Origin of the sequence: Moraxella catarrhalis (assembly GCF_001656295.1) — a bacterium.
GTDB classification, from domain to species: Bacteria; Pseudomonadota; Gammaproteobacteria; order Pseudomonadales; family Moraxellaceae; genus Moraxella; species Moraxella veridica.
This window is the reverse complement of record NZ_LXHE01000023.1, coordinates 25,779-45,185: the sequence shown is the minus strand read 5'-3', so window position 1 is coordinate 45,185 and position 19,407 is coordinate 25,779. Positions and strand designations below refer to the sequence as shown.

The 19,407-nt window shown below is 42.7% G+C and carries 18 protein-coding genes and 1 pseudogene; 13 read left to right on the top strand and 6 right to left on the bottom strand.

Annotated elements, in window-relative coordinates:
- Positions 1–18: 18 nt before the first annotated feature.
- Complete coding sequence (locus AO382_RS09445; protein ID WP_064618732.1) at positions 19–624, bottom strand: IS630 family transposase; 606 nt, start codon at positions 622–624, stop codon at positions 19–21.
- Positions 615–1,040 carry a helix-turn-helix domain-containing protein gene (locus AO382_RS09440; protein WP_064617994.1) on the bottom strand — a complete coding sequence of 142 codons (426 nt, stop codon included), beginning with the start codon at positions 1,038–1,040 and terminating at the stop codon, positions 615–617. The genes AO382_RS09445 and AO382_RS09440 overlap by 10 nt, the downstream gene beginning before the upstream one ends.
- A gap of 177 nt (positions 1,041–1,217) precedes the next feature.
- Between AO382_RS09440 and AO382_RS09435 the strand changes: the two are divergent.
- The 8 genes and pseudogenes from AO382_RS09435 to AO382_RS09395 form a co-directional block, all read left to right on the top strand.
- Positions 1,218–1,544: pseudogene (locus tag AO382_RS09435) on the top strand (VENN motif pre-toxin domain-containing protein); the annotation flags it as partial.
- 155 nt (positions 1,545–1,699) lie between these two features.
- Positions 1,700–2,020 carry a hypothetical protein gene (locus tag AO382_RS09430; protein ID WP_064620554.1) on the top strand — a complete coding sequence of 107 codons (321 nt, stop codon included), beginning with the start codon at positions 1,700–1,702 and terminating at the stop codon, positions 2,018–2,020.
- 485 nt (positions 2,021–2,505) lie between these two features.
- Entirely contained in the window at positions 2,506–2,823 is a 318-nt protein-coding gene (locus AO382_RS09420; RefSeq protein ID WP_064620548.1) for a hypothetical protein, read from the top strand.
- Positions 2,824–2,856: 33 nt separating this feature from the next.
- Complete coding sequence (locus AO382_RS09415; RefSeq protein ID WP_064620545.1) at positions 2,857–4,815, top strand: ShlB/FhaC/HecB family hemolysin secretion/activation protein; 1,959 nt, start codon at positions 2,857–2,859, stop codon at positions 4,813–4,815.
- A gap of 342 nt (positions 4,816–5,157) precedes the next feature.
- Positions 5,158–6,177 (top strand): hypothetical protein, encoded by a 1,020-nt coding sequence (locus AO382_RS09410; RefSeq protein ID WP_064620543.1) that lies wholly within the window; start codon positions 5,158–5,160, stop codon positions 6,175–6,177.
- Positions 6,178–6,179: 2 nt separating this feature from the next.
- Positions 6,180–6,599: a hypothetical protein gene (locus tag AO382_RS09405; RefSeq protein WP_064620540.1), complete on the top strand. Its 420-nt coding sequence runs from the start codon at positions 6,180–6,182 to the stop codon at positions 6,597–6,599.
- Positions 6,589–7,218, top strand: a complete 630-nt coding sequence (locus tag AO382_RS09400) for a hypothetical protein (protein ID WP_064620537.1) — start codon at positions 6,589–6,591, stop codon at positions 7,216–7,218. The genes AO382_RS09405 and AO382_RS09400 overlap by 11 nt, the downstream gene beginning before the upstream one ends.
- A 303-nt stretch (positions 7,219–7,521) precedes the next feature.
- A complete protein-coding gene (locus AO382_RS09395; RefSeq protein ID WP_064620534.1) occupies positions 7,522–7,953 on the top strand; it encodes a hypothetical protein in 432 nt (143 codons plus the stop codon).
- Positions 7,954–8,095: 142 nt separating this feature from the next.
- On the opposite strand, the gene AO382_RS09390 is transcribed toward AO382_RS09395, so the two are convergent.
- Positions 8,096–8,773, bottom strand: a complete 678-nt coding sequence (locus tag AO382_RS09390) for a type 1 glutamine amidotransferase domain-containing protein (RefSeq protein WP_064620531.1) — start codon at positions 8,771–8,773, stop codon at positions 8,096–8,098.
- Between the two features lie 539 nt (positions 8,774–9,312).
- On the opposite strand from AO382_RS09390, the gene AO382_RS11335 reads away from it, so the two are divergent.
- The 4 genes from AO382_RS11335 (at position 9,313) to AO382_RS09375 (ending at position 13,661) form a co-directional block, all read left to right on the top strand.
- Positions 9,313–9,957 carry an ABC transporter permease gene (locus AO382_RS11335; RefSeq protein WP_241498360.1) on the top strand — a complete coding sequence of 215 codons (645 nt, stop codon included), beginning with the start codon at positions 9,313–9,315 and terminating at the stop codon, positions 9,955–9,957.
- Positions 9,950–10,831, top strand: coding sequence for a glycine betaine ABC transporter substrate-binding protein (locus AO382_RS11330; RefSeq protein WP_201030229.1), 882 nt, complete (start codon positions 9,950–9,952; stop codon positions 10,829–10,831). The genes AO382_RS11335 and AO382_RS11330 overlap by 8 nt, the downstream gene beginning before the upstream one ends.
- Before the next feature lie 344 nt (positions 10,832–11,175).
- Entirely contained in the window at positions 11,176–12,351 is a 1,176-nt protein-coding gene (locus AO382_RS09380; protein ID WP_064620528.1) for an acyl-CoA dehydrogenase, read from the top strand.
- A 95-nt stretch (positions 12,352–12,446) separates the two neighbouring features.
- Positions 12,447–13,661, top strand: a complete 1,215-nt coding sequence (locus AO382_RS09375; RefSeq protein ID WP_227513677.1) for a CaiB/BaiF CoA transferase family protein — start codon at positions 12,447–12,449, stop codon at positions 13,659–13,661.
- Positions 13,662–13,763: 102 nt separating this feature from the next.
- On the opposite strand, the gene AO382_RS09370 is transcribed toward AO382_RS09375, so the two are convergent.
- The gene (locus tag AO382_RS09370) at positions 13,764–14,558 is read right to left on the bottom strand and encodes an IclR family transcriptional regulator (RefSeq protein WP_064620563.1); all 795 of its coding nucleotides are present in this window, start codon (positions 14,556–14,558) and stop codon (positions 13,764–13,766) included.
- Between the two features lie 248 nt (positions 14,559–14,806).
- Between AO382_RS09370 and AO382_RS09365 the strand changes: the two genes are divergently transcribed.
- The gene (locus AO382_RS09365; protein WP_064620523.1) at positions 14,807–16,291 is read left to right on the top strand and encodes an NAD-dependent succinate-semialdehyde dehydrogenase; all 1,485 of its coding nucleotides are present in this window, start codon (positions 14,807–14,809) and stop codon (positions 16,289–16,291) included.
- Positions 16,292–16,498: 207 nt separating this feature from the next.
- On the opposite strand, the gene AO382_RS09360 is transcribed toward AO382_RS09365, so the two are convergent.
- Both AO382_RS09360 and gabT read right to left on the bottom strand, forming a co-directional pair.
- On the bottom strand, positions 16,499–17,989 hold the full coding sequence (locus AO382_RS09360; RefSeq protein ID WP_064611427.1) for an APC family permease: 1,491 nt from the start codon (positions 17,987–17,989) through the stop codon (positions 16,499–16,501).
- A gap of 151 nt (positions 17,990–18,140) precedes the next feature.
- Entirely contained in the window at positions 18,141–19,403 is a 1,263-nt protein-coding gene (gene gabT / locus AO382_RS09355; protein ID WP_064620520.1) for a 4-aminobutyrate--2-oxoglutarate transaminase, read from the bottom strand.
- Between the last annotated feature and the right edge of the window lie 4 nt (positions 19,404–19,407).

Sequence of the window (19,407 nt, the reverse complement as noted above, 5' to 3'; positions counted from 1 at the left end):
ATAAGTAATCCGACAAAATTAAATAATTACATTAATAAACTGTTTAAAGTTCAAGTTTAACGTTGAACCGATATTAGCAAAAACACGATTTACACCGTAACGCAGTGAATCGAAATCGACATAATCACACGGTCTAAGCCAGCCTTGTTTTACCTCTTTCCATAAACGCTCAATAATATTAAGCTGTGGACTGTAAGGCGGTAAATAAAAGATAAACAAACCACGCTGTTGCCAAATCTTTAACCGCTTTTGAATCACTTTGGCAGTATGGACTCTGGCATTATCTAATACAAGTACCGTGTATTTGTTAATTTTTAATGATATCTCATCAATAAAGGTAAGTATATCATTAGCCGTCATATTCGTTTCGCTTAGTTGGTAATGAAACTGCATGGTTCTTGAGAGTAGACCAAAACAGTTAATATCTTTACCCCGTTGCACAGAAATGCTGATGTTTTCATCCTTGTGTTGCCAACCATAGGGTACATAGCCTGTTTGACTGATTTTGGTTTCATCGCCGTAGTATAGGTCGATGTGGTTGTTTTGGCTTAAGTTCTCAAGTATGGCAAGTTGCTGTTTTTTAAGTTGGTATAGTTTTAGGTGACATTGCCCTTTTAGTCGCATTCGGATGCGTTTGTAGGTGTAGCCAAGACTTTTAAAAAATGCTCAAGGGTGCGTTGGCTAAATTGTTTACCTGTTTGCTCAGTGAGTTCATTCATAATGAGTTTAACTCGTTGGTGTTCTCGGCTAATACAGTCTTTGACGATTTGTTCATGCTCATGGGTGAGTATGGCTTTTCTGCCTTGTCCTAGTTTGGTTTGTAGTCCTTGTATGCCATGCTCTCGGTAGCGTTTGATCCAGTTATAGACACTTTGGATGTTGGTGTCTAGTATGTTTGCTATATCTTTAGCTTTGTAGCCTTGGCTTTTGAGTAGAATGAGATGACATCGTTGTCGATAGACTGCTGTTTCGCCTAGTTTGTAGCCTTGCTCAAGTGCTTGTTTTTGAGTGTCTGTTAGTTCAATGGTGCTGATTTTCATTTGTGTTTAATGTTATGATGGGTAGTTGATAATATCATAACATTAATTTGGCGGATTACTTATTTGCTATAATTAGACTAATACATAGCAATTTATAAAACGAAATAGTGGCAATGGACCAGAAGAGCAAAGTCTGCAACTTACCTATATGGCACCAAAGACCTAAGCGAACTTAACCAAGAACAAAAAGACACCATCGTCAGCATTCTAAACCTTGCCACAGTGACAACAGCTTATACAGCGACTGATGGTAGCACTGCTGATGCTGTGAGTGCGGCTGAGATTGGGAAGGTAGCTATAGAAAACAATGCCAATATTTTTGTAAATGGACATTGGAATGCTATACTACACAGAGCAGGTATCTCCCCTGCTGGCCCCGGTAAAGAAAATTATTGGGAATGGATGGGTGGAATTTCTTTTATCCCGAAAACCAAAGAATTTTTAAATTCAGAAGCAGAAAAGGATAGTTTTATTGATGGTTCTAGTTTTATGGGCATAGATTAGGATGGTACTGATAGATTTAATCGAGGTTACCAAGAAGTCTATAATAATATCGATAAGTATGAATCACTTTTGATGAGTCGTAACGAAACCTTTAAAATTATCTCGCATAGTGAAGGTGGTGCATACGGAGCTGGCATGGCGCATACGGAGCTGGCATGGCGAAAGCTTTAATAGACAAGGGTTATAAAGTTGAAACCGTGTTAAGTTTATCTCCTGATGAAGCGACGGACTATTCTGTACCAAGTCAACCCACTACCTATCAGATACACAGTAATTTTGACTTAGTATCTCCTTTTGCTGTACCTAGGGGGACTGATTATGTGTTGCTATTGACAGACAGTAAAGATGTTACTCGGACTCACACAAGAACCGTTACAGCTGAGTCAATCAATAGATTGAAAAATTATCTGAAACAGCTTGGCAGCGGAAAAAACTCCTTTTATGACAAGAAAGGAGGAATTAGAAAATATGAGTAATGTGAGCTTAAGGTTTTTAAGTTGGAGTTTTTTTCTCCTTAACTGCTTATACACTCCAATGTTTTTGGTACAGCTGGGAGGTTTTTTATCTTCCCCATATATGGCTTGTGTTAGAGCACTGAAATATGGTAGATTTTACGATTCCTTGATGGGTTATACAATTATTTTTGGTTTATTCGCCGTTTTAAATTTATGCTTTTTATGCATTATTTATTTGCTTAATAGAAACATAGTTGGTCTTATTATTAAGGATAATAAGAAAATTCTAGTTTTTCTAATCGTTCTTTCTCATATCATACTTTTGTATAGCCTCTGGATGGATTTTGAGAGTGATTGTTCAGTATTCTCTGAGCTCGTAGGTTTAGTTTCCCAACAGCACAACCTAAGCATTTATGGCGTAACCCATTGAATTGTTTGATTTTGATTTGCTAAACCTCCAAATCCCATAACCCATTAAACATCAACCCCAAAAAAACCCCAAACCCATGACCCATACCAACCACTCATTTTACCGTATATTAGCCATACCAAAACGATTGGCACTGGCTATCTCTTTAACCTTGTGCTGTTCAGCTTATGCCAATACTTCTGAACAGATTGCCCATCAGCAAATCTTGCTTAATGAGCAAAGACAGGCGGTGCTTAATCAATCATTGATGACAAGCCCTAGCGTACAAGTTGATGTGCCTGCCTTTGAGCCTGTTGCCAAGATAGACTCTGCTCATACTGACAATCAAGACAGCCTACCTTGCTTTACCATCAATCAAATCGCTTATGCACCGCTGGATACTGCTAGCCCGTAGGCTGGGTTAGCGATAGCATAGCCCAGCATTACAGTGCAACCCATTGAATTGTTTGATTTTGATTTGCTAAACCTCCAAATCCCAAACCCATTAACCACCAACCCCAAAAGACCCAAACCCACGACCTATACCAACCACCCATCTTGCCATATATTATCCTTACCAACACGATTGGCATTGGCTGTCTCTTTGACCTTGTGTTATTCAGCTTATGCCAATACTTCTGAACAGATTATCAATCAGCAAATCTTGCTTAATGAGCAAAGACAGGCTGTGCTTAATCAATCATTGATGATAAGCCCTAGCGTACAAGTTGATGTGCCTGCCTTTGAGCCTATCGCCAAGATGGACTCTGTTCACACTGACAATCAAGACAGCCCACCTTGCTTTACCATCAATCAAATCGCTTATGCACCGCTTAGTGCTGCCGATGCTACGGGTGATGCTGCTACTGGTAGCATGGATTTGAATCAATTTGCTTTTGCTCTTACACCCTTAACACATGGCAAGCGTAGTGTACTGGGTCAATGCTTAAACATCAATGACATTCATCGCATAACTCGTGATGTACAAAACCGCCTCATCGAGCGTGGCTTTGCCACCACCAGAGTCCTTATCGGCGATCAAAACTTATCTGACGGTCAGCTTGTCTTGACTGTCGTGCCAGGTGTTATTGGACAGATTAAGGCAGATACGGCAAATAGTCCCAAACCTATTTATACAGTTTATACAGACCCCACAGGACTGCCTGCCAATTTTAAGACTGCTTTGCCTTTTAAAGAGGGTGATGTACTAAACATCAGACAGCTTGAAACCGCCCTTGAAAACCTAAAACGCGTGCCAAGCTCTGATGCTGATTTTGCCATCATGCCAAGTGAGACTGGTAAGGTGGGGGCAAGTGATGTACTCATCAAATACGCTACATCCAGAAAAGTGCGAGGCAGTCTTAGCCTTGATGACTCAGGCTCAAAAACCACAGGTAAATATCAAGGCAGTGTTACCTTAAGCTTTGACAACCCCACTTGGCATAATGACTTACTCTATCTGACGTACAGTCGTGATCTGGGTAATCGCATCAATAAAGACGAATATACCAATAAGACTGATAAAGGCGGCAGTAAAAACTATGGCATAGGCTATGTCCTACCCATTAACAACACCGTCTTTAATGCCAATGCCAGTCAATACACCTATCATCAAACCGTGGCAGGGGTGAATCAAGATTATATATACAGTGGTGATTCTGATAACATCAGTCTAAATGCCAGTCACTTGGTGCATCGAGATGCCAAGAGCAAAACATGGCTCAATGCAGGTGGTTTCACCAAATCACAAAAGAGCTATATTGACGATACCCAAATTGATGTACAGCGCCGCAAAATCTCAGGCTGGACGGCAGGTATTCGCCATGAGGCACGCCTAGGACAAAGTCAGCTAAATACAGATGTCAGCATACAACGAGGTACAGGGGCATTTAATGCCCTAACACCACCTGAGAGTCTGTTTAACGAAGGCACGGCGCGCACACCGATTTATAAGCTTAATCTAAACTTCGCCACGCCCATTAGAATGGGTGATAACTACCAAGCAGGTTATCAGGCAAACCTAAAAGCCCAATATGCCCAAGAAGCCCTAGTACCCAGTGAGCGAATGAGTATTGGCGGACGATACAGCGTGCGTGGCTTTGATGGTGAGCGGACACTGTCAGGCGACATCGGAGCAACCCTTCGCCAAGATGTCAGCTTTCCCATCAGACAATCCAATCACAGCCTATATCTGGCTCTAGATGCTGGCAGTATCGCCATGCAAAACAAAGAACAAGACAAGCTGCTACTTGGACACACCCTCATCGGTGGGGCAATCGGCATCAAAGGGCAAATCAAGCCACTACGCCTAAACTACGACTTCTTTGCAGGACATCCCATCAGACAGCCTAAGTATTTTGGTGATAAAGATTGGGTCGGTGGGATGAGTTTGGGGGTGGAGTTTTAACCAAACGGTTTTTTTAAACCAGCAACAAATAAATCCTGCGTAAGCCATCAGTTGAGCAAATTGGCTTGGCTGGTGGTTTTTTTATTGAGAGCGGTTAGAATGCTTACAAATATTTTGTAATACTTGCACATTACCGTCTGTTGTTTTAAAATATATAAACATTTATGTAACAATTTTGCAAAATTATACCTAATCATCTGATGTTTAGGTAAGATATTAGAGTCTTCGAATGTTTGGTGGTATATCAAGCTGGTAAAAAACATGGTTGTTGTGGTTTTGTGAATATACACATAATTGGTGTATGGATGCTTAAATCAATGAAAAAAAGCAATGGTGAACGATATGGACTTAAATGTAATTAGAGAGAAAATCGCTGATTTAGTAGATGTGGCTGAGCAGCGTCGTATTTCCTTTTCTGAAATACAATCAGTTTTTAAATCTGTCAAAAATTCGTTAAATGGCAGAACATTTATTCATCTTAAAAATAAATTGGGTGGCGAGTACGCCAGTGTTAAATTAACGACATTACATCAAAATTTGTCTAACATAATAAACGCACATATTTTCTTTGATGATAAGTTAATTTTTATTTTTGAAAAAGAAGATGAGATAAAAACTAAGCTTGATGCATATTTTGATGGTCAAAATTGTGGAAGTTATCAACCATACAAAAAACAGAAGCTTGAGGAATTATGTGATTTCTATCATTTTTTTGTTTGCCGAGAGATTAATGTTAAGGTTCAACTTAGTCTGAATGATTTAAAGGAAGTTGATGGCAATTATCAAGAAATATATGCTATTGAAAAAATTCCGCTAAATTGCCATGATTTTATCATGATTGATAATAAGTGGATTGTGGTTGGAATTGATTTGGCGGATGTACTTGGTGTCAATGAGCTAAATATTGCCGAAAATAACTTTTTTAATTTTTTAAACAAGGAAATTGACATTCAGTTGGATAAGCGAGTGGATTTGTTCCCAAAAATTAGAGCATTTTACGACTTGCCACAGAATAGCGATAATGGCGTTACTGAGATTTCATTTATCACAACAGCAGGTACGGCTCATCATGAAGTACTAAAAGGAAATGCAACAGATTTACGCCAAGCTCCTTACCATAATGGTGGCGTAAAAGCAGTTCGTGGACAAAAATACAACGGGCAATTGTTGAATAATGATATCACTCCTTATAAAATAAACACAAGATTCTATCGCATGGATAATAGAGACATGGATATCGCCATCAAGAGCAGTTATCGAGCTCTGCATACAGTCAATGCTTCACAAGTCTATGGTGCTTTTATTTATGGCAGTAGGAGTTTGTCTGATTTGAACTTTGCAATTAATCGCTTGACTGCTTAATTATGAATATTGTTGATAACGCAAAAAATGAGCTAGACGCTCGCCACATCCCTCAAGATGTAGCGAGCGTTTGTCTTGCGATTATCAACCATGTGTCAAAATCCCCAAAAACTTTCTCTCACTTGAGCTTTATGGATTTATATCGCATTAGTCCGAGAGTTGATGACGATAGCTTTTATCAAGCGGTATTTTTGTTAACCAGGCATCCATGTAATATTCTAACTCAGAACTTTGAAGCCTGGCACCCAAGAGGTGGTTTTAAAATTGTACCAAATAAAGAAGAGATCATAGAGGCAATGAAAACTAGCGATTTCTTCAATCCTTTTACTGGGCAGAGCTTAACTGAACAGGAGTTTGGAGAGCAGGTACTAACTTTTTTTTCACCCTCAGATGAATTATTGGAAATATTTAATGCTAAATAATTCGCAACTATCCAATAATAAGATACGTCAATTGTCCACAACACCCAATCCAAAAAGCTATCAAGAATTTTTGGATGCCTTGTATTGCGACCTAGATTTTGCCATCAAAGAGCTTGCAAAATATAAAAATATTTGCTCTCAAGGGATTAAAAATAACCCTACTCAGGGCGAAAACCTGATTAATGTAATTATTTGCGTCATTTTGACCGCTCGTGGTTGGCAAGCCGGGCATGACACTTCTATCAATGGTCACGCTGATATTGTCGTCACTTTACCATATATGAGTTATCAATGGATTAGTGAAGGAAAAATTTATAGCGGACCTACTTATACCACTAAAGGCTTAAATCAGCTTGCTTATCGCTATTCTACTGGACTGGAAGGTCAAAATGCAGGTGGGCTTTTGATTTATATTGACAGCACAAATCTTAACCAAAAGCAGATACTGGATAAATGGTCCAAGTCATTGCAGGATTCCTGCTTTCCAATAATCAAGCCCAACAGTCCTTGCGCAAATAACAGCCTTGCATTCTATAGTACACATACCCATCCTTCTTCCGGTCTTGATTACACCATCCGGCACATGACGCTAGATTTTCGACATAGTCCAAAAGACTAAGCAAATCACGTCTTAACAACTGTTAGCCACCTCTACAAATTAATTTTAATATAGTCATTATAAAAAATAACTATTAGATGATCACATGAAGAGTAGAATAAGTGGTCACGTGAAGAGTGGAATGGGTGACCATTTGGAGTGGAATATGCATAGTCATAACGGTGGGGTTTGGAAAATTTTTGACAAAAAAGGCAAAAGATTGGGTGCAGCGGACAAAGATCTTGTAATATTTAAGGATTAACAATGCGAAATTTTATTTATTTTACTAAATAAGATACTGTTAATATCCGACTGGGAAAATATGTGGAAAGTTTTAAGCTTATTACTAGTGATTGGAGTAGGTTTGATTATGTAAATCAATGGAAGCATGCCGTCAGGTTTTCCTTGGAGTATATTCGACCAGCTGCTTCGATAAAAAGATATGAGTCACCAAGAAATAAAATTTCCAATATAGAAATATATACCATCATACCAAAAAATTTTTTATCTGATAATGAAGAAGATGAAGGTTTTTATATTACCGAAAGTTTTATTTTTATAACTGATAATATTTCGGTTTTGAGTTCAAAAGAGGATTTTGAGGAAATATATGAAGGATATGGAAATTATTTTCCAATATATTATTTTGATACTAAAATACTGGAGTGTTTTTATACATACCTTTCTAGTGAGATTTATGGAATTTCTCATTGGGATATGAGTACTGAACAACTAAAAGAAATTTTAACTCTTTAGCTCATAGCAGAGAATTCAGAAGTATTTAGATTACAATATGGCTGATCTGCCGACATCATAACCAAAATAACCAAAGCAATCAATAAGCTGGGCTGACCATCCCATCAGAGCAATCATCATGGACATGGTCAGCGGTGGTTGATTAAGCCTGTAGTTTTTGAATTAACCGCTTGGCAGTATCTTCAGATGAAGCAGGGTTTTGACCCGTGATTAACAGGCCATCTTCTACCACATACGATTGCCAATCAGCAACTTTTTCATATTTACCCCCATTTTCTTTTAGAACATCTTCTAACAAGAACGGAACGACATCTAACAGACTGACGGCTTGTTCTTCGGAATTGCTAAAGCCAGTTACTTTTTTATCTTTAACAAAATATTCGCCATCAATTTTCACATTTTTGAGTGCGGCGGGTGCATGACAAACAAAAGCCACTGGCTTATCGGCATTCACAAAATCTTGAATTAATGAGATGGATTGCTCATCAACTGCCAAATCCCACATTGGGCCATGACCACCTGGATAGAATACTGCGTCATAATCGGCAGCCTTAATATCAGCCAATTTATGAGTGGTTGCCAACTGTTCTTTGGCGGCGGCATCTTGCTTAAATCGTTCAGTAAATTCGGTCTGAGCGTCTGGCTCATCACTTTTTGGGTCAAGCGGTGGTTGACCGCCAGCGGGGGACGCTAAGGTAATGTCAGCACCAGCATCTTTAAACGCATAATATGGCGAAGCAAATTCCTCTAACCAAAAACCCGTTTTTTTACCAGTGTCTCCAAGATTTTCGTGTGAGGTTAATACCATTAAAATTTTCATCATTTATCCTTATTATCTATAAGATGTTGTCTATATGATTTATTGCAAATTGTGTGATGATTTGTGTCGTTTTGGGTTGTTAATTTTAATTACAGTAAATCTCCTTTTTGCCCATTAACTAACATTGACAGTTTTATATAAATTTATTAATATATTATTATAAATAAAATTTAATAAATTAGTCATTCCGTGGTATCGGGTATCAGAGCATCTCACCCATAAAATTATGATTATCATACCCCTTTATGAGGCAAGCGTCTAGTATCTTTACATAATTACTAACGACGGTTAGCATTTAAGATGGGCGGTCTAAATTAAAGGTAATCATTGGTCGCAAATATCAAGATTTTATCCGATAACTGTAAGCAATGGCAGGCATGCCAGTCGCTTATCGGCACTCACCTTGATAATCCGTTACCCACTTTTACAATATTTATAACGCTGAACATTGTAATATGTGTCTTGGTCGTATAAAATGACAGATTAATTATTTATACTCACTTAAATAAATTTATAAAAAAATCAAAGGATATGGCGTGATGATCATTCAAGAGATGCTACAGCTTCTGACCACTCGCTCTGAGTTTTTTATGCGACTGTTTGTTGAGCATTTGATGATTTGCGGTATTGCGGCAAGCTGTGCGATCGTGATTGGTGTTGGGCTTGGTGTGCTAATTACCGAACATCAGAAGTTTGCACCGTTTGTCATTCAAACAAGCAATATCATTTATACCATCCCAAGCATTTCTTTATTTGGCTTATTGATTTTGGTGAGTGGTATTGGTAATATTTCAGCAATCATTGCACTGGTAATTTATGCACTGTTACCGATGATTAATGGCACACGCACAGGGCTTCGGCAGATTGATATGGGATTGATAGAAGCCGCCGAGGCCTTTGGAATGACACGCTGGCAGATTTTACGCCGCATTAAGCTGCCTTTGGCATTACCGATTATTTTATCAGCCATTCGTACGATGCTGGTGATGACCATTGCACTGGCAGGGGTTGCATCTTTTATTGGTGCAGGTGGGCTTGGTGTGGCGGTATATCGTGGTATCACCACCAATAGCACCGCCATGACCGCAGTCGGTAGTATTTTGATCATGCTTATTGCGTTTTTGGCTGACTTTGTGCTGGCGTATTTTGAAAAATCAATCAAATGGAGAAAATCTCATGCTTAAAAAATCTGTTCTGCTACTTATGAGCGTTCTATTGGTCGCCTGCCAAAGTCAAGATGATAAAATTCGCATTGCCACCAAGCCCATGACCGAACAATTCATCATCGCTGAAATGCTTGCCATACTCATCGAGCAAGAAACTGGCACAGCAGTTGAAATTACTAAAGGTATCGGTGGGGGTACAGCAAATATCCATCCTGCCATGCTTAAAGGTGAGTTTGATTTGTATCCAGAATATACAGGTACGGCATGGCTGTATGTCCTAAAAAATGAGCCAATCTTTGATCAAGCTGTGCTTTTAGAAAATCTTAAAATAAGCTATCAAGACAAATATAACTTTCGCTGGGTGGGTATGTATGGCTTTGATAATACCTTCGGCTTGGCGGTGCGTTCTGACTATGCCGATACTAATCAAATTGCTACTTTTAGTCAGCTTGCACCCGTTAGCCCAAATCTTACTTTTGGTGCTGAGTATGATTTTTTTGAGCGTGATGACGGTTACCAAGCGTTAAGCGATACTTACGGTTATCACTTTAAAAATACCAAAGATTTAGATATTGGCCTAAAATACCAAGCACTTAATAACAGTCAAATTGATGTCGTCAGTATCTCAACTACCGATGGTGCTCTCACCAACCCAAATCTAAAAGTGCTAACAGATGATAGGGCATTTTATACCCATTACCATGCAGGCACGGTCGTCAGACAAGAAGCACTACAAAAGTACCCAAAACTTGAGTCTGCACTCATGAAAATGGACGGGCTAATTTCAGAACAAGAGATGGCATCTTTAAATAACTTGGTAGAAAATCAAGGTCAAAATGAAAGAAAAGTGGCACAAGATTTTTTACGCAAAAAATCCTTGTTGGCATCTTAATTGGTTAACCATTAACCATATCATTGCTAATGTGCCATGACCTTATTGGCGGCTCATCATCTTTTTTTGGGGGGGGTGAGCTATTTTAATATGAGATTAAAATGTAAGCAGCCATCGTAAGTAGTCGTCTGAGTGATGGTATGTATCATTCAGGTTATGATAAGTCAGCCCATATCCGCTAACAGGCTCAAGGCTAACAAAATAAAAAGGGGTGAATAAATTTATCCGCCGCCCCTTTACAAAGCACGTTTTATTTGATTAAATAGGGACATGTTTCAATATACAGAACTTTTGTACAGTATATTGAATAACCATGACATTAATTGCATTGATAAGGAGATATCATGAGTCGCCCACCTTTTGATTGGCAAGATGCCTTGTTACTAGATACTCAGCTCACCGAAGAAGAGCGCATGATTTATGACACCGCTAAGAGCTTTTGTCAAAAACAGCTGATGCCAAACATCATCGAAGCCAACCGCCATGAAAACTTTGATACCAATATCATGAGACAGATGGGCGAGCTTGGACTGCTGGGCATGACGCTTGAAGGCTATGGCTGTGCAGGACTTTCGCATGTAGCGTATGGCTTGGTGGCGCGAGCGGTGGAGTCGGTGGACTCTGGCTATCGCTCGGCGATGAGTGTGCAGTCAAGCTTGGTAATGTACCCAATTTATACCTATGGCACCGAAGCCCAAAAACAAAAATACTTACCCAAGCTTGCGACAGGTGAGTACATTGGCTGCTTTGGCTTGACCGAACCTGATGCAGGCTCTGATCCTGCCAGTATGAAAACGCGCGCCAAAAAAGTCGAGGGTGGCTATGAGCTACACGGCTCTAAGATGTGGATTACCAATTCACCGGTTGCGGATGTATTCGTGGTGTGGGCAAAAGATGACGAAGGTCAGATTCGTGGATTTGTCCTTGAAAAAGGTATGAAAGGCTTATCTGCCCCAAAAATCGAAGGCAAATTTTCTCTGCGTGCATCAATCACAGGGGAGATTGTCATGAATCGCGTGTTCGTTCCAGAAGAAAACGCGTTCCCCGACATTCGCGGGCTCAAAGGACCGTTTGGCTGCCTAAATAAAGCTCGCTATGGCATCGCCTGGGGTGCGATGGGTGCGGCAGAATTTTGTTGGCAGGCGGCGCGCACTTATACGCTTGATCGTAAGCAGTTTGGTCGTCCTTTAGCCGCCACTCAGCTAATGCAGCTCAAGCTTGCCGATATGCAAACTGAGATTACCTTAGGCTTACAAGCTGCCCTACAAGTGGGTCGTTTGATGGACGAGGGCAAGGCAGCGCCTGAAATGATTTCTTTGATTAAGCGTAATAACTGCGGTAAGGCGCTGAACATCGCCCGTGTGGCACGCGATATGCATGGCGGCAATGGCATCAGCGATGAGTTCCATGTGATTCGCCACGCCATGAATTTGGAGGCGGTGAACACCTACGAAGGCACGCACGATGTCCATGCACTGATTTTGGGTCGTGCGATCACAGGTATCCAAGCCTTTGCCTGATTAGTTTAATGTCTTAAAATATTTTTCAAAACGGGCGAGGGTGTACTCCTGCCCGTTTTTTATTGTTATAAAGTTTATGATAAAAAGGAATGATGATGGATAACGTCAGTGATTTGGGCTTATCGCCGCAGGCACTACAAGGGATTAAAGTGATTGATTTATCACGAGTTTTGGCGGCACCGAGTGCCACGCAGATTTTGGCGGATTTTGGCGCCCAAGTGATAAAAATTGAGCGTCCAGAAGTGGGCGATGAGACTCGCCACTGGAACCCGCCCAATTTTGAAGATGACAATGGCAGCATGACCAGTGCTTATTTTGCCACAGTCAATCGTAATAAGCAGTCGCTAACCCTGGATATCTCACATCCAGACGGTCAGGCAGTCATACGAAAGCTGGTCAAAGATGCCGATGTTTTGGTTGAGAATTTTAAGGTGGGTAATTTGGCAAAATATGGGCTAGATTATGATAGCCTAAAAGCGATCAATCCGCGTCTGATTTATGCGTCCTTGACAGGATTTGGGCAGACGGGAGTAGATGCTCATAAAGCGGGCTATGATTATATCATCCAAGGTTTATCAGGGTTGATGAGCATCACTGGCGAGGCTGATGGCGCGCCCCAAAAAGTCGGGGTAGCAGTGGTGGATCTGTTTTCAGGTCTTCAGCTGACGGTGGGTATCTTGACTGCTTTATATGCACGCCAGCAGACGGGCAGGGGGCAGTGGGTGGATGTGGCGCTGTTTGACAGTGCGCTTGCCATGCTTGCTAATGTCGGCATGAACCATTTGGCAACCAACGCCACACCGCCAAGACTGGGGAATGCTCATGCAAGCATTGTGCCTTATCAGGTTTTTGCGGCTTTGGATGGTCATTTTATTATTGCTTGTGGTAATGATGGTCAGTTTGAGCGACTGTGCCAGGTGCTTGGGCAGACATGGCATACCGATGAGCGCTACGCCACGAACCCTAAGCGTGTGATAAACCGTGAGCTGCTGATTCCTGCCATGCAAGCGGTTTTTGTCAGTCAGACTCGGGCATATTGGCTGGATCTGCTAGATGATGCAGGCGTTCCTTGTGGCTCAATCAACACCATTGATGAAGCGCTCAACACACCACAAGCACGCCACCGCGGCATGGTGCATCAGTTTGCAGGCTCGCCTGTCAAGGTGCTGGGTAATCCCATCAAATTATCCGACACGCCTGCGCAGTATCACACCGCGCCGCCACTGCTTGGCGCGGATACCGCTCAAGTGCTTGCCAAATATCTGGATGATCAAAGCATCGAAACACTTAAGCAAAATGGCATCATCTAAGTCAACGATTTAAGGATCAATAAAAGCAGCCATCCGCTGCTTTTATTTTATAAATATCAAGAGCTGAGTCTGTTTTGGTGATCAAGCCATCGGATAGGATGATTAAATTTTACTAATTCCCATGCGGCTTTCGATGGCTTGGGCAAGCTTGATGAGCGCATCGCCAATTTCTGCTTTTTTGTTGTCATATTCGCTGTCGGATAAAGACACAGCAATGCCAAGCTTGACCTTGTCATCAGGGCTTTGGATGTAGGTGCCGATACACGTCATGCCAAGTCGTAGCTGACCGTCGTCAAGCGATAAGCGCGTTTGCTTGATATGCTCAAACTCTCCTTTGAGTTGATCAAAATCAGCCACGCCGCGCTCGGTCAGCGGTGCGGGGAAATCTGGATACATTGAGACAACCTGCTTAAAAGGCTGCTGGCTTAGGATGGCTTTGCCTGTCGCCGAAAAAAGGGCAGGTACTCGAATGCCGCGCCGAAACACAAAGTCAATTGCACTGGTGCCTTGATGCGAGCTCAAAAAAACCGTTTCGCCGCGCTCAAAATCTATCGTCGATAAGGTGACCGTATAGGGCGTAAGCTCATCAAAGCTTGCCACAAGCTCATGAAATACCCCAGCCACGCCATGCGCCATCTCAAACCGTCCCGCCCAATACAATAAATACGAACCTAAGCTAAACAAATGATTGGCATCTTTGTACAGCACGCCTTTTGCGCTGAGTGCTTGTAAGATATTGTGAGTGGTAGAGCGAGCGAGCCCCAGCTCTTTGGCGATGGCGGCAGCAGAGACGGGCGAGGGGCTTTGGGTGAGAAAGTCAAGAATTTCAAAGGCTTTGTCAAGCGCAGGTACGCTGGCTGCCTTGGGGGCGGCTGATGATTTTGGTGTACTGGTCATGGTGGGTTCTGATGTCATTGATAAGGTTAAATGTGTAAAATTGCCAAATTATCGCATATCTTAAACTGTCTATACAAGATATTCATGCAACTGATCTTGCTTGTCACAAAACCCTGAATTTTGGTCTTGTATTCCAAAATATTTAGTGCTATATTGTACAATATAAAGAACATATGTTCAATATATGGAACAATTAATTCAATCCACAGTTTTTTTAGGTCATAATTTATCAGTAAAAAGGATGTGCTATGAACCAAACGACGACCAAAAATTCATCCATTCCCCTTGACTGCCCTGATTTGCTAAAGCAAGCTTGCTTAATCGGCGGCGAATGGGTTAATGCCGATACGGGTGATACCATCACAGTGACCAATCCCTTTACAGGTGAGGCGCTAGGTACGATACCCAGTTTATCAAAAGAGGCGGTCCTAAAAGCGGTTGAGTGCGCCGATACCGCTCAGGTAGGCTGGGCGAATACTACAGCAAGTGAGCGCGCCAAGCTTTTACATGCTTGGGCGGATTTGATTGATGTGCACAAAGAGGATTTGGCGCTGATCATGACCTATGAACAAGGCAAGCCCATCAAGGAGTCGCGCGGGGAGATTGGTTATGCCAATAGCTTCATACGCTGGTTCGCTGACGAAGCCAAGCGCGTGTATGGGGATGTCATCCCAAGCGCCAATCAGTCACTGCGCTATGTGGTGCTCAAGCAGCCAGTGGGTGTGTGCGCCGCGATTACGCCTTGGAATTTCCCATCGGCGATGATCACGCGTAAGGCGGCGCCCGCGCTGGCAGCTGGCTGCACCATGATCATTAAGCCTGCCACCGAGACGCCATTTTCTGCACTGGCGCTCGCATATTTGGCAAAACAAGCAGGCATTCCTGCGGGTGTATTACAAGTCGTTACTGGCAAATCGTCTGTGGTCGGCGAGGTGCTCACCAAAGATGCACGCATCCATAAGCTTTCATTCACAGGCTCTACCGAAGTGGGACGAGTGCTCATGGAGCAATGCGCAAGCACCGTCAAAAAGCTGTCCATGGAGCTCGGCGGTAATGCACCTTTCATCGTGTTTGATGATGCTGATCTAGAAAAGGCGGCAGAAGGGCTGATTGCTTCAAAGTATCGAAACGCAGGGCAAACTTGTGTGTGTGCTAACCGCGTCTATGTCCAAAGCTCGGTTAAGGATGAATTTTTGGCGAAGTTTAAGCAAAAAGTGGAGGCGCTCAAGGTCGGTGATGGCGCTGATGACTCAACCGATGTCGGACCGCTAATCAACCAACAGGCACTCAAAAAAGTGCAGTCGCTTTTGGGTGATGCGCTTGACAAAGGGGCGACCTTGGTCACTGGCGGTGCACCGCATGAGGCAAGCCAGCTGTCATTTACGCCAACTGTCATCAGCGGTATCAATGATGAGATGGATATTGCTCATGAGGAGATATTCGGTCCGATTGCACCGATCATGACCTTTGAGGATGAAAAAGAAGTCATCCGCCATGCTAATGATACCATCTATGGCTTGGCAGCGTATTTTTATACCCAAAGCCATGCTCGTGCTTGGCGTGTCTCTGAAGCACTAGAATATGGCATGGTCGCCCAAAATACAGGGCTTTTATCAACTGAAGTTGCACCATTTGGCGGTGTGAAGCAGTCAGGCTTTGGGCGTGAAGGCTCAAAATATGGCATCGAAGAGTATGTCACCACCAAATATTGGTGCATGGATGTCAGCGAATAACTTTCACTAAATCTCTCATCAATAAAAGCAGTGCAAAAGGCGCTGCTTTTTATGTGTTATTAATTGGCTGAATGAATTTGGTCATAAATGATTTGCCCTTATGGCTTGACTTATTTCGACCTTGCAACTTGACCTTTGAGTTTTGGGTTAATTCATTAAAATAAAAACAGCGACAAAAGCCGCTGTCAAATCATATGCTGATTTTGTTTAAGGATTGCGGCGACTGGCTTGTCGCTCGATGGCAAGACTTGGCATACCATTTTCTTTGAGCCAAACTTGATTGGCTTCTTTGATGGCGCGGATTTCTTCGTCCATAAAAGCTTGGCTCTTGCCAGGATTTTTCTTATAAGCATAGCCGTATAAGAGTGCGCCAATCAAGCACCACACGCCAAAGATAACCCATTCCACAGGTGTCAGCGCTGATGGTGCCCAAGGCAGATACAGGCTGATCATACCGATACTGACCAATAAGATGATGACCCCAACCAATTTGCCGGCAGGTACTCTAAAAGGTCGCACCATGTCAGGCTCTTTAAAGCGCAAATATAAAAACGCTGCTGCCACACAAGTATAAGCAATGACAATGCCCACGCCGCCTGCATCTACAATCCACACAAGCGTTTTACGACCAAATAATGGTGCCAGTGTCGCCAAACCACCAATCAGCATGATTGCTGTGGCAGGCGTGCCGTATTTTGGATGAATTTTACCCAAAAATTCTGGCAACATATGTGATTTCGCCATGGCGTACATCAGGCGGCTGCCGCCAATCAAAAACGCATTCCAGCTGGACAAAATGCCCAAAACACCACCGATAATCAGCAATACGCCTGCCCATTTGCTATTCCAAGCATTCATCATTGCATCCGCAGTACCTAGGCTTGAGCTGGCAGCTTGTTCGGCGGATAATGTGTAGCCCACACTCCAAGCAATCCCCATGTACCACATGATCGCCATGATGAGCGAGACAATCAAAAACAAACCAATCTTAGGACGGCTAAGGTCAATCTCTTCGGCTGCCTGTGGAATCACATCAAAGCCCACAAACATAAACGGCACCATAATAATCACCGTCATAATGCCTGCTGTACCATTGATAAAGTTTGGTAAGCCAAGATTATCAAATCTGGCTTCAGGATTGAATAGCAGTGCCCCAACAAACAGCATGATACCAACAAAAAGAATCCCTAGAACGGCAAGTTTTTGGAACCATGCAGCGACTTCTAGACCACGAACATTTAGCCAAGTAACAATGATGGAACCAAGCATCCCAACCGCCACCCAGGTGGCATAGACATCCCAGCCTGCGATGTTGTACATATAGCCTTGATTAAAATTAGGAATGAGATATTCAACCACAGTCGGTAGGGCAACCGCCTCAAAGGCGACGACAGACAAGTAGCCAAATAGAATACTCCATGAACAGATGAAAGAGACATGCACCCCAAAAGCACGATGCGTATAAGTGTGCTCGCCACCTGTGATGGGCATACACGCTGCCAATTCAGCATAAGCCAGCCCAATGAGTAGCACCGCAAGTCCGCCAATTAAAAAAGCAACGACCGCACCAAGCACGCCAGCAGAGCTAACCCAGCCGCCCGCCAGCACAACCCAGCCCCAGCCAATCATCGCACCAAAAGCGAGTGCGACGATGTCAATGGTGCTTAAAGATTTACTTAAACCATGTTGATTTTCCATAAAAAATCCTTATTTTATGTGAATTTAGCCACCCAAAGCCATGATTTTTTATTTGAATGGCTGACATCCAAAATATCACTGATTTTGGATGCCAAGATGTTTTGTACCAAACTTTGCAGTTTGGGTAAGTTTGGCATATCGCTATCAATGCTTAGCGCTGAAAAAATTTGCCAATGATTTCAAAAGCTTCATCCAATACTTCATCTTGAATGGTCAAAGGCATCATCACGCGGATGGTGTTGAAGTTTGTGCCACAAGATGCCAGCAGTAATCCCTGCTCAAAGGCATAAGATTTTAGGGCGTTGGTTTGATCGACATCAGGATTGCCTTGTTTATCAACGATATCAAAGGCAAGCATGGCGCCTTTATGGCGGATATGTTGAATCATTGGGCTGTTTAAATTTTCCAAAAATGCTGACATTTTATTGCCAATGGTTTGACTTTTTTCTAGTAAATTTTCCTCTTTAATGATCTTAATGACTTCCAGTGCTGCCACTGTGCCAAGCGGTGAGCCAGCGTAAGTGCCGCCCAAGCCGCCGACTTGCGGCGCATCCATGATGTCCGCGCGTCCGATCAGTGCCGAGATGGGAAAACCACCCGCCAGTGCTTTGGCGCAGGTCATCAAATCTGGCTCAACACCAAGCTGCTCAGCACAAAACAGCGTGCCTGTGCGAGCAAAACCGCACTGAACCTCATCAAAAATCAGTACAATGCCATGCTCATCACAAATCTTACGCAGTGATTTGGCAAAACTGGGCGTTAGCTGATGAAAACCGCCTTCGCCTTGGACAGGCTCAATGATGATGGCTGCCACTTCACTAGGATCGATGTCACATTTAAAGATCATCTCAAGCCCATGCAGCGCCTCTTCTTCGCTGACATGATTTTCTTCACAAGGAAACGGCGCATGATAAATGGACGCAGGCATGGGACCAAAATTCTTTTTGTAAGGAATGACTTTACCAGTCAAGCCCATCGCAAGCAAGGTGCGCCCATGCCAGCCGCCCTGAAAAGCAATCACACCATGACGACGCGTCTTAGCGCGCGCCACCTTGACAGCGTTTTCAACCGCTTCAGCACCTGTGGTCAATAAAAAGGCTTTTTTGTCGCCAGAAATGGGGGCAAGCTCACATAATTTTTCGCACAGCTCAACATAGCTTTCATAATTGACAATCTGCGCTGATGTGTGTGAAAAGCGGTCTAGTTGAGCCTTGACAGCTTCGACGATACGCGGATGACTGTGCCCTGTGTTGAGCACCGAGATGCCACCGATAAAATCAATGTAGCGCTTGCCTTCGACATCCCAAATCTCACTGTTTTTGGCATGATCGGCAAAGATGGGGAATGCTACGCCAAGCCCTGTGGGTAACACGTTTTGGCGACGGGTGAGTAAAGACTGATTGGTTTGGCTCATAGGA

What these genes read in the sequence shown, in the direction of transcription:
- AO382_RS09445 (WP_064618732.1), bottom strand. Translation starts at nt 624, where the DNA reads ATGCGACTAAAAGGGCAATGTCACCTAAAACTATACCAACTTAAAAAA.
- AO382_RS11330 (WP_201030229.1), top strand. Translation starts at nt 9,950, where the DNA reads ATGCTTAAAAAATCTGTTCTGCTACTTATGAGCGTTCTATTGGTCGCC.
- AO382_RS09440 (WP_064617994.1), bottom strand. Translation starts at nt 1,040, where the DNA reads ATGAAAATCAGCACCATTGAACTAACAGACACTCAAAAACAAGCACTT.
- AO382_RS09420 (WP_064620548.1), top strand. Translation starts at nt 2,506, where the DNA reads ATGACCCATACCAACCACTCATTTTACCGTATATTAGCCATACCAAAA.
- AO382_RS09380 (WP_064620528.1), top strand. Translation starts at nt 11,176, where the DNA reads ATGAGTCGCCCACCTTTTGATTGGCAAGATGCCTTGTTACTAGATACT.
- AO382_RS11335 (WP_241498360.1), top strand. Translation starts at nt 9,313, where the DNA reads ATGATCATTCAAGAGATGCTACAGCTTCTGACCACTCGCTCTGAGTTT.
- AO382_RS09365 (WP_064620523.1), top strand. Translation starts at nt 14,807, where the DNA reads ATGAACCAAACGACGACCAAAAATTCATCCATTCCCCTTGACTGCCCT.
- AO382_RS09410 (WP_064620543.1), top strand. Translation starts at nt 5,158, where the DNA reads ATGGACTTAAATGTAATTAGAGAGAAAATCGCTGATTTAGTAGATGTG.
- AO382_RS09370 (WP_064620563.1), bottom strand. Translation starts at nt 14,558, where the DNA reads ATGACCAGTACACCAAAATCATCAGCCGCCCCCAAGGCAGCCAGCGTA.
- AO382_RS09430 (WP_064620554.1), top strand. Translation starts at nt 1,700, where the DNA reads ATGGCGAAAGCTTTAATAGACAAGGGTTATAAAGTTGAAACCGTGTTA.
- AO382_RS09400 (WP_064620537.1), top strand. Translation starts at nt 6,589, where the DNA reads ATGCTAAATAATTCGCAACTATCCAATAATAAGATACGTCAATTGTCC.
- AO382_RS09405 (WP_064620540.1), top strand. Translation starts at nt 6,180, where the DNA reads ATGAATATTGTTGATAACGCAAAAAATGAGCTAGACGCTCGCCACATC.
- gabT (WP_064620520.1), bottom strand. Translation starts at nt 19,403, where the DNA reads ATGAGCCAAACCAATCAGTCTTTACTCACCCGTCGCCAAAACGTGTTA.
- AO382_RS09390 (WP_064620531.1), bottom strand. Translation starts at nt 8,773, where the DNA reads ATGAAAATTTTAATGGTATTAACCTCACACGAAAATCTTGGAGACACT.
- AO382_RS09375 (WP_227513677.1), top strand. Translation starts at nt 12,447, where the DNA reads ATGGATAACGTCAGTGATTTGGGCTTATCGCCGCAGGCACTACAAGGG.
- AO382_RS09360 (WP_064611427.1), bottom strand. Translation starts at nt 17,989, where the DNA reads ATGGAAAATCAACATGGTTTAAGTAAATCTTTAAGCACCATTGACATC.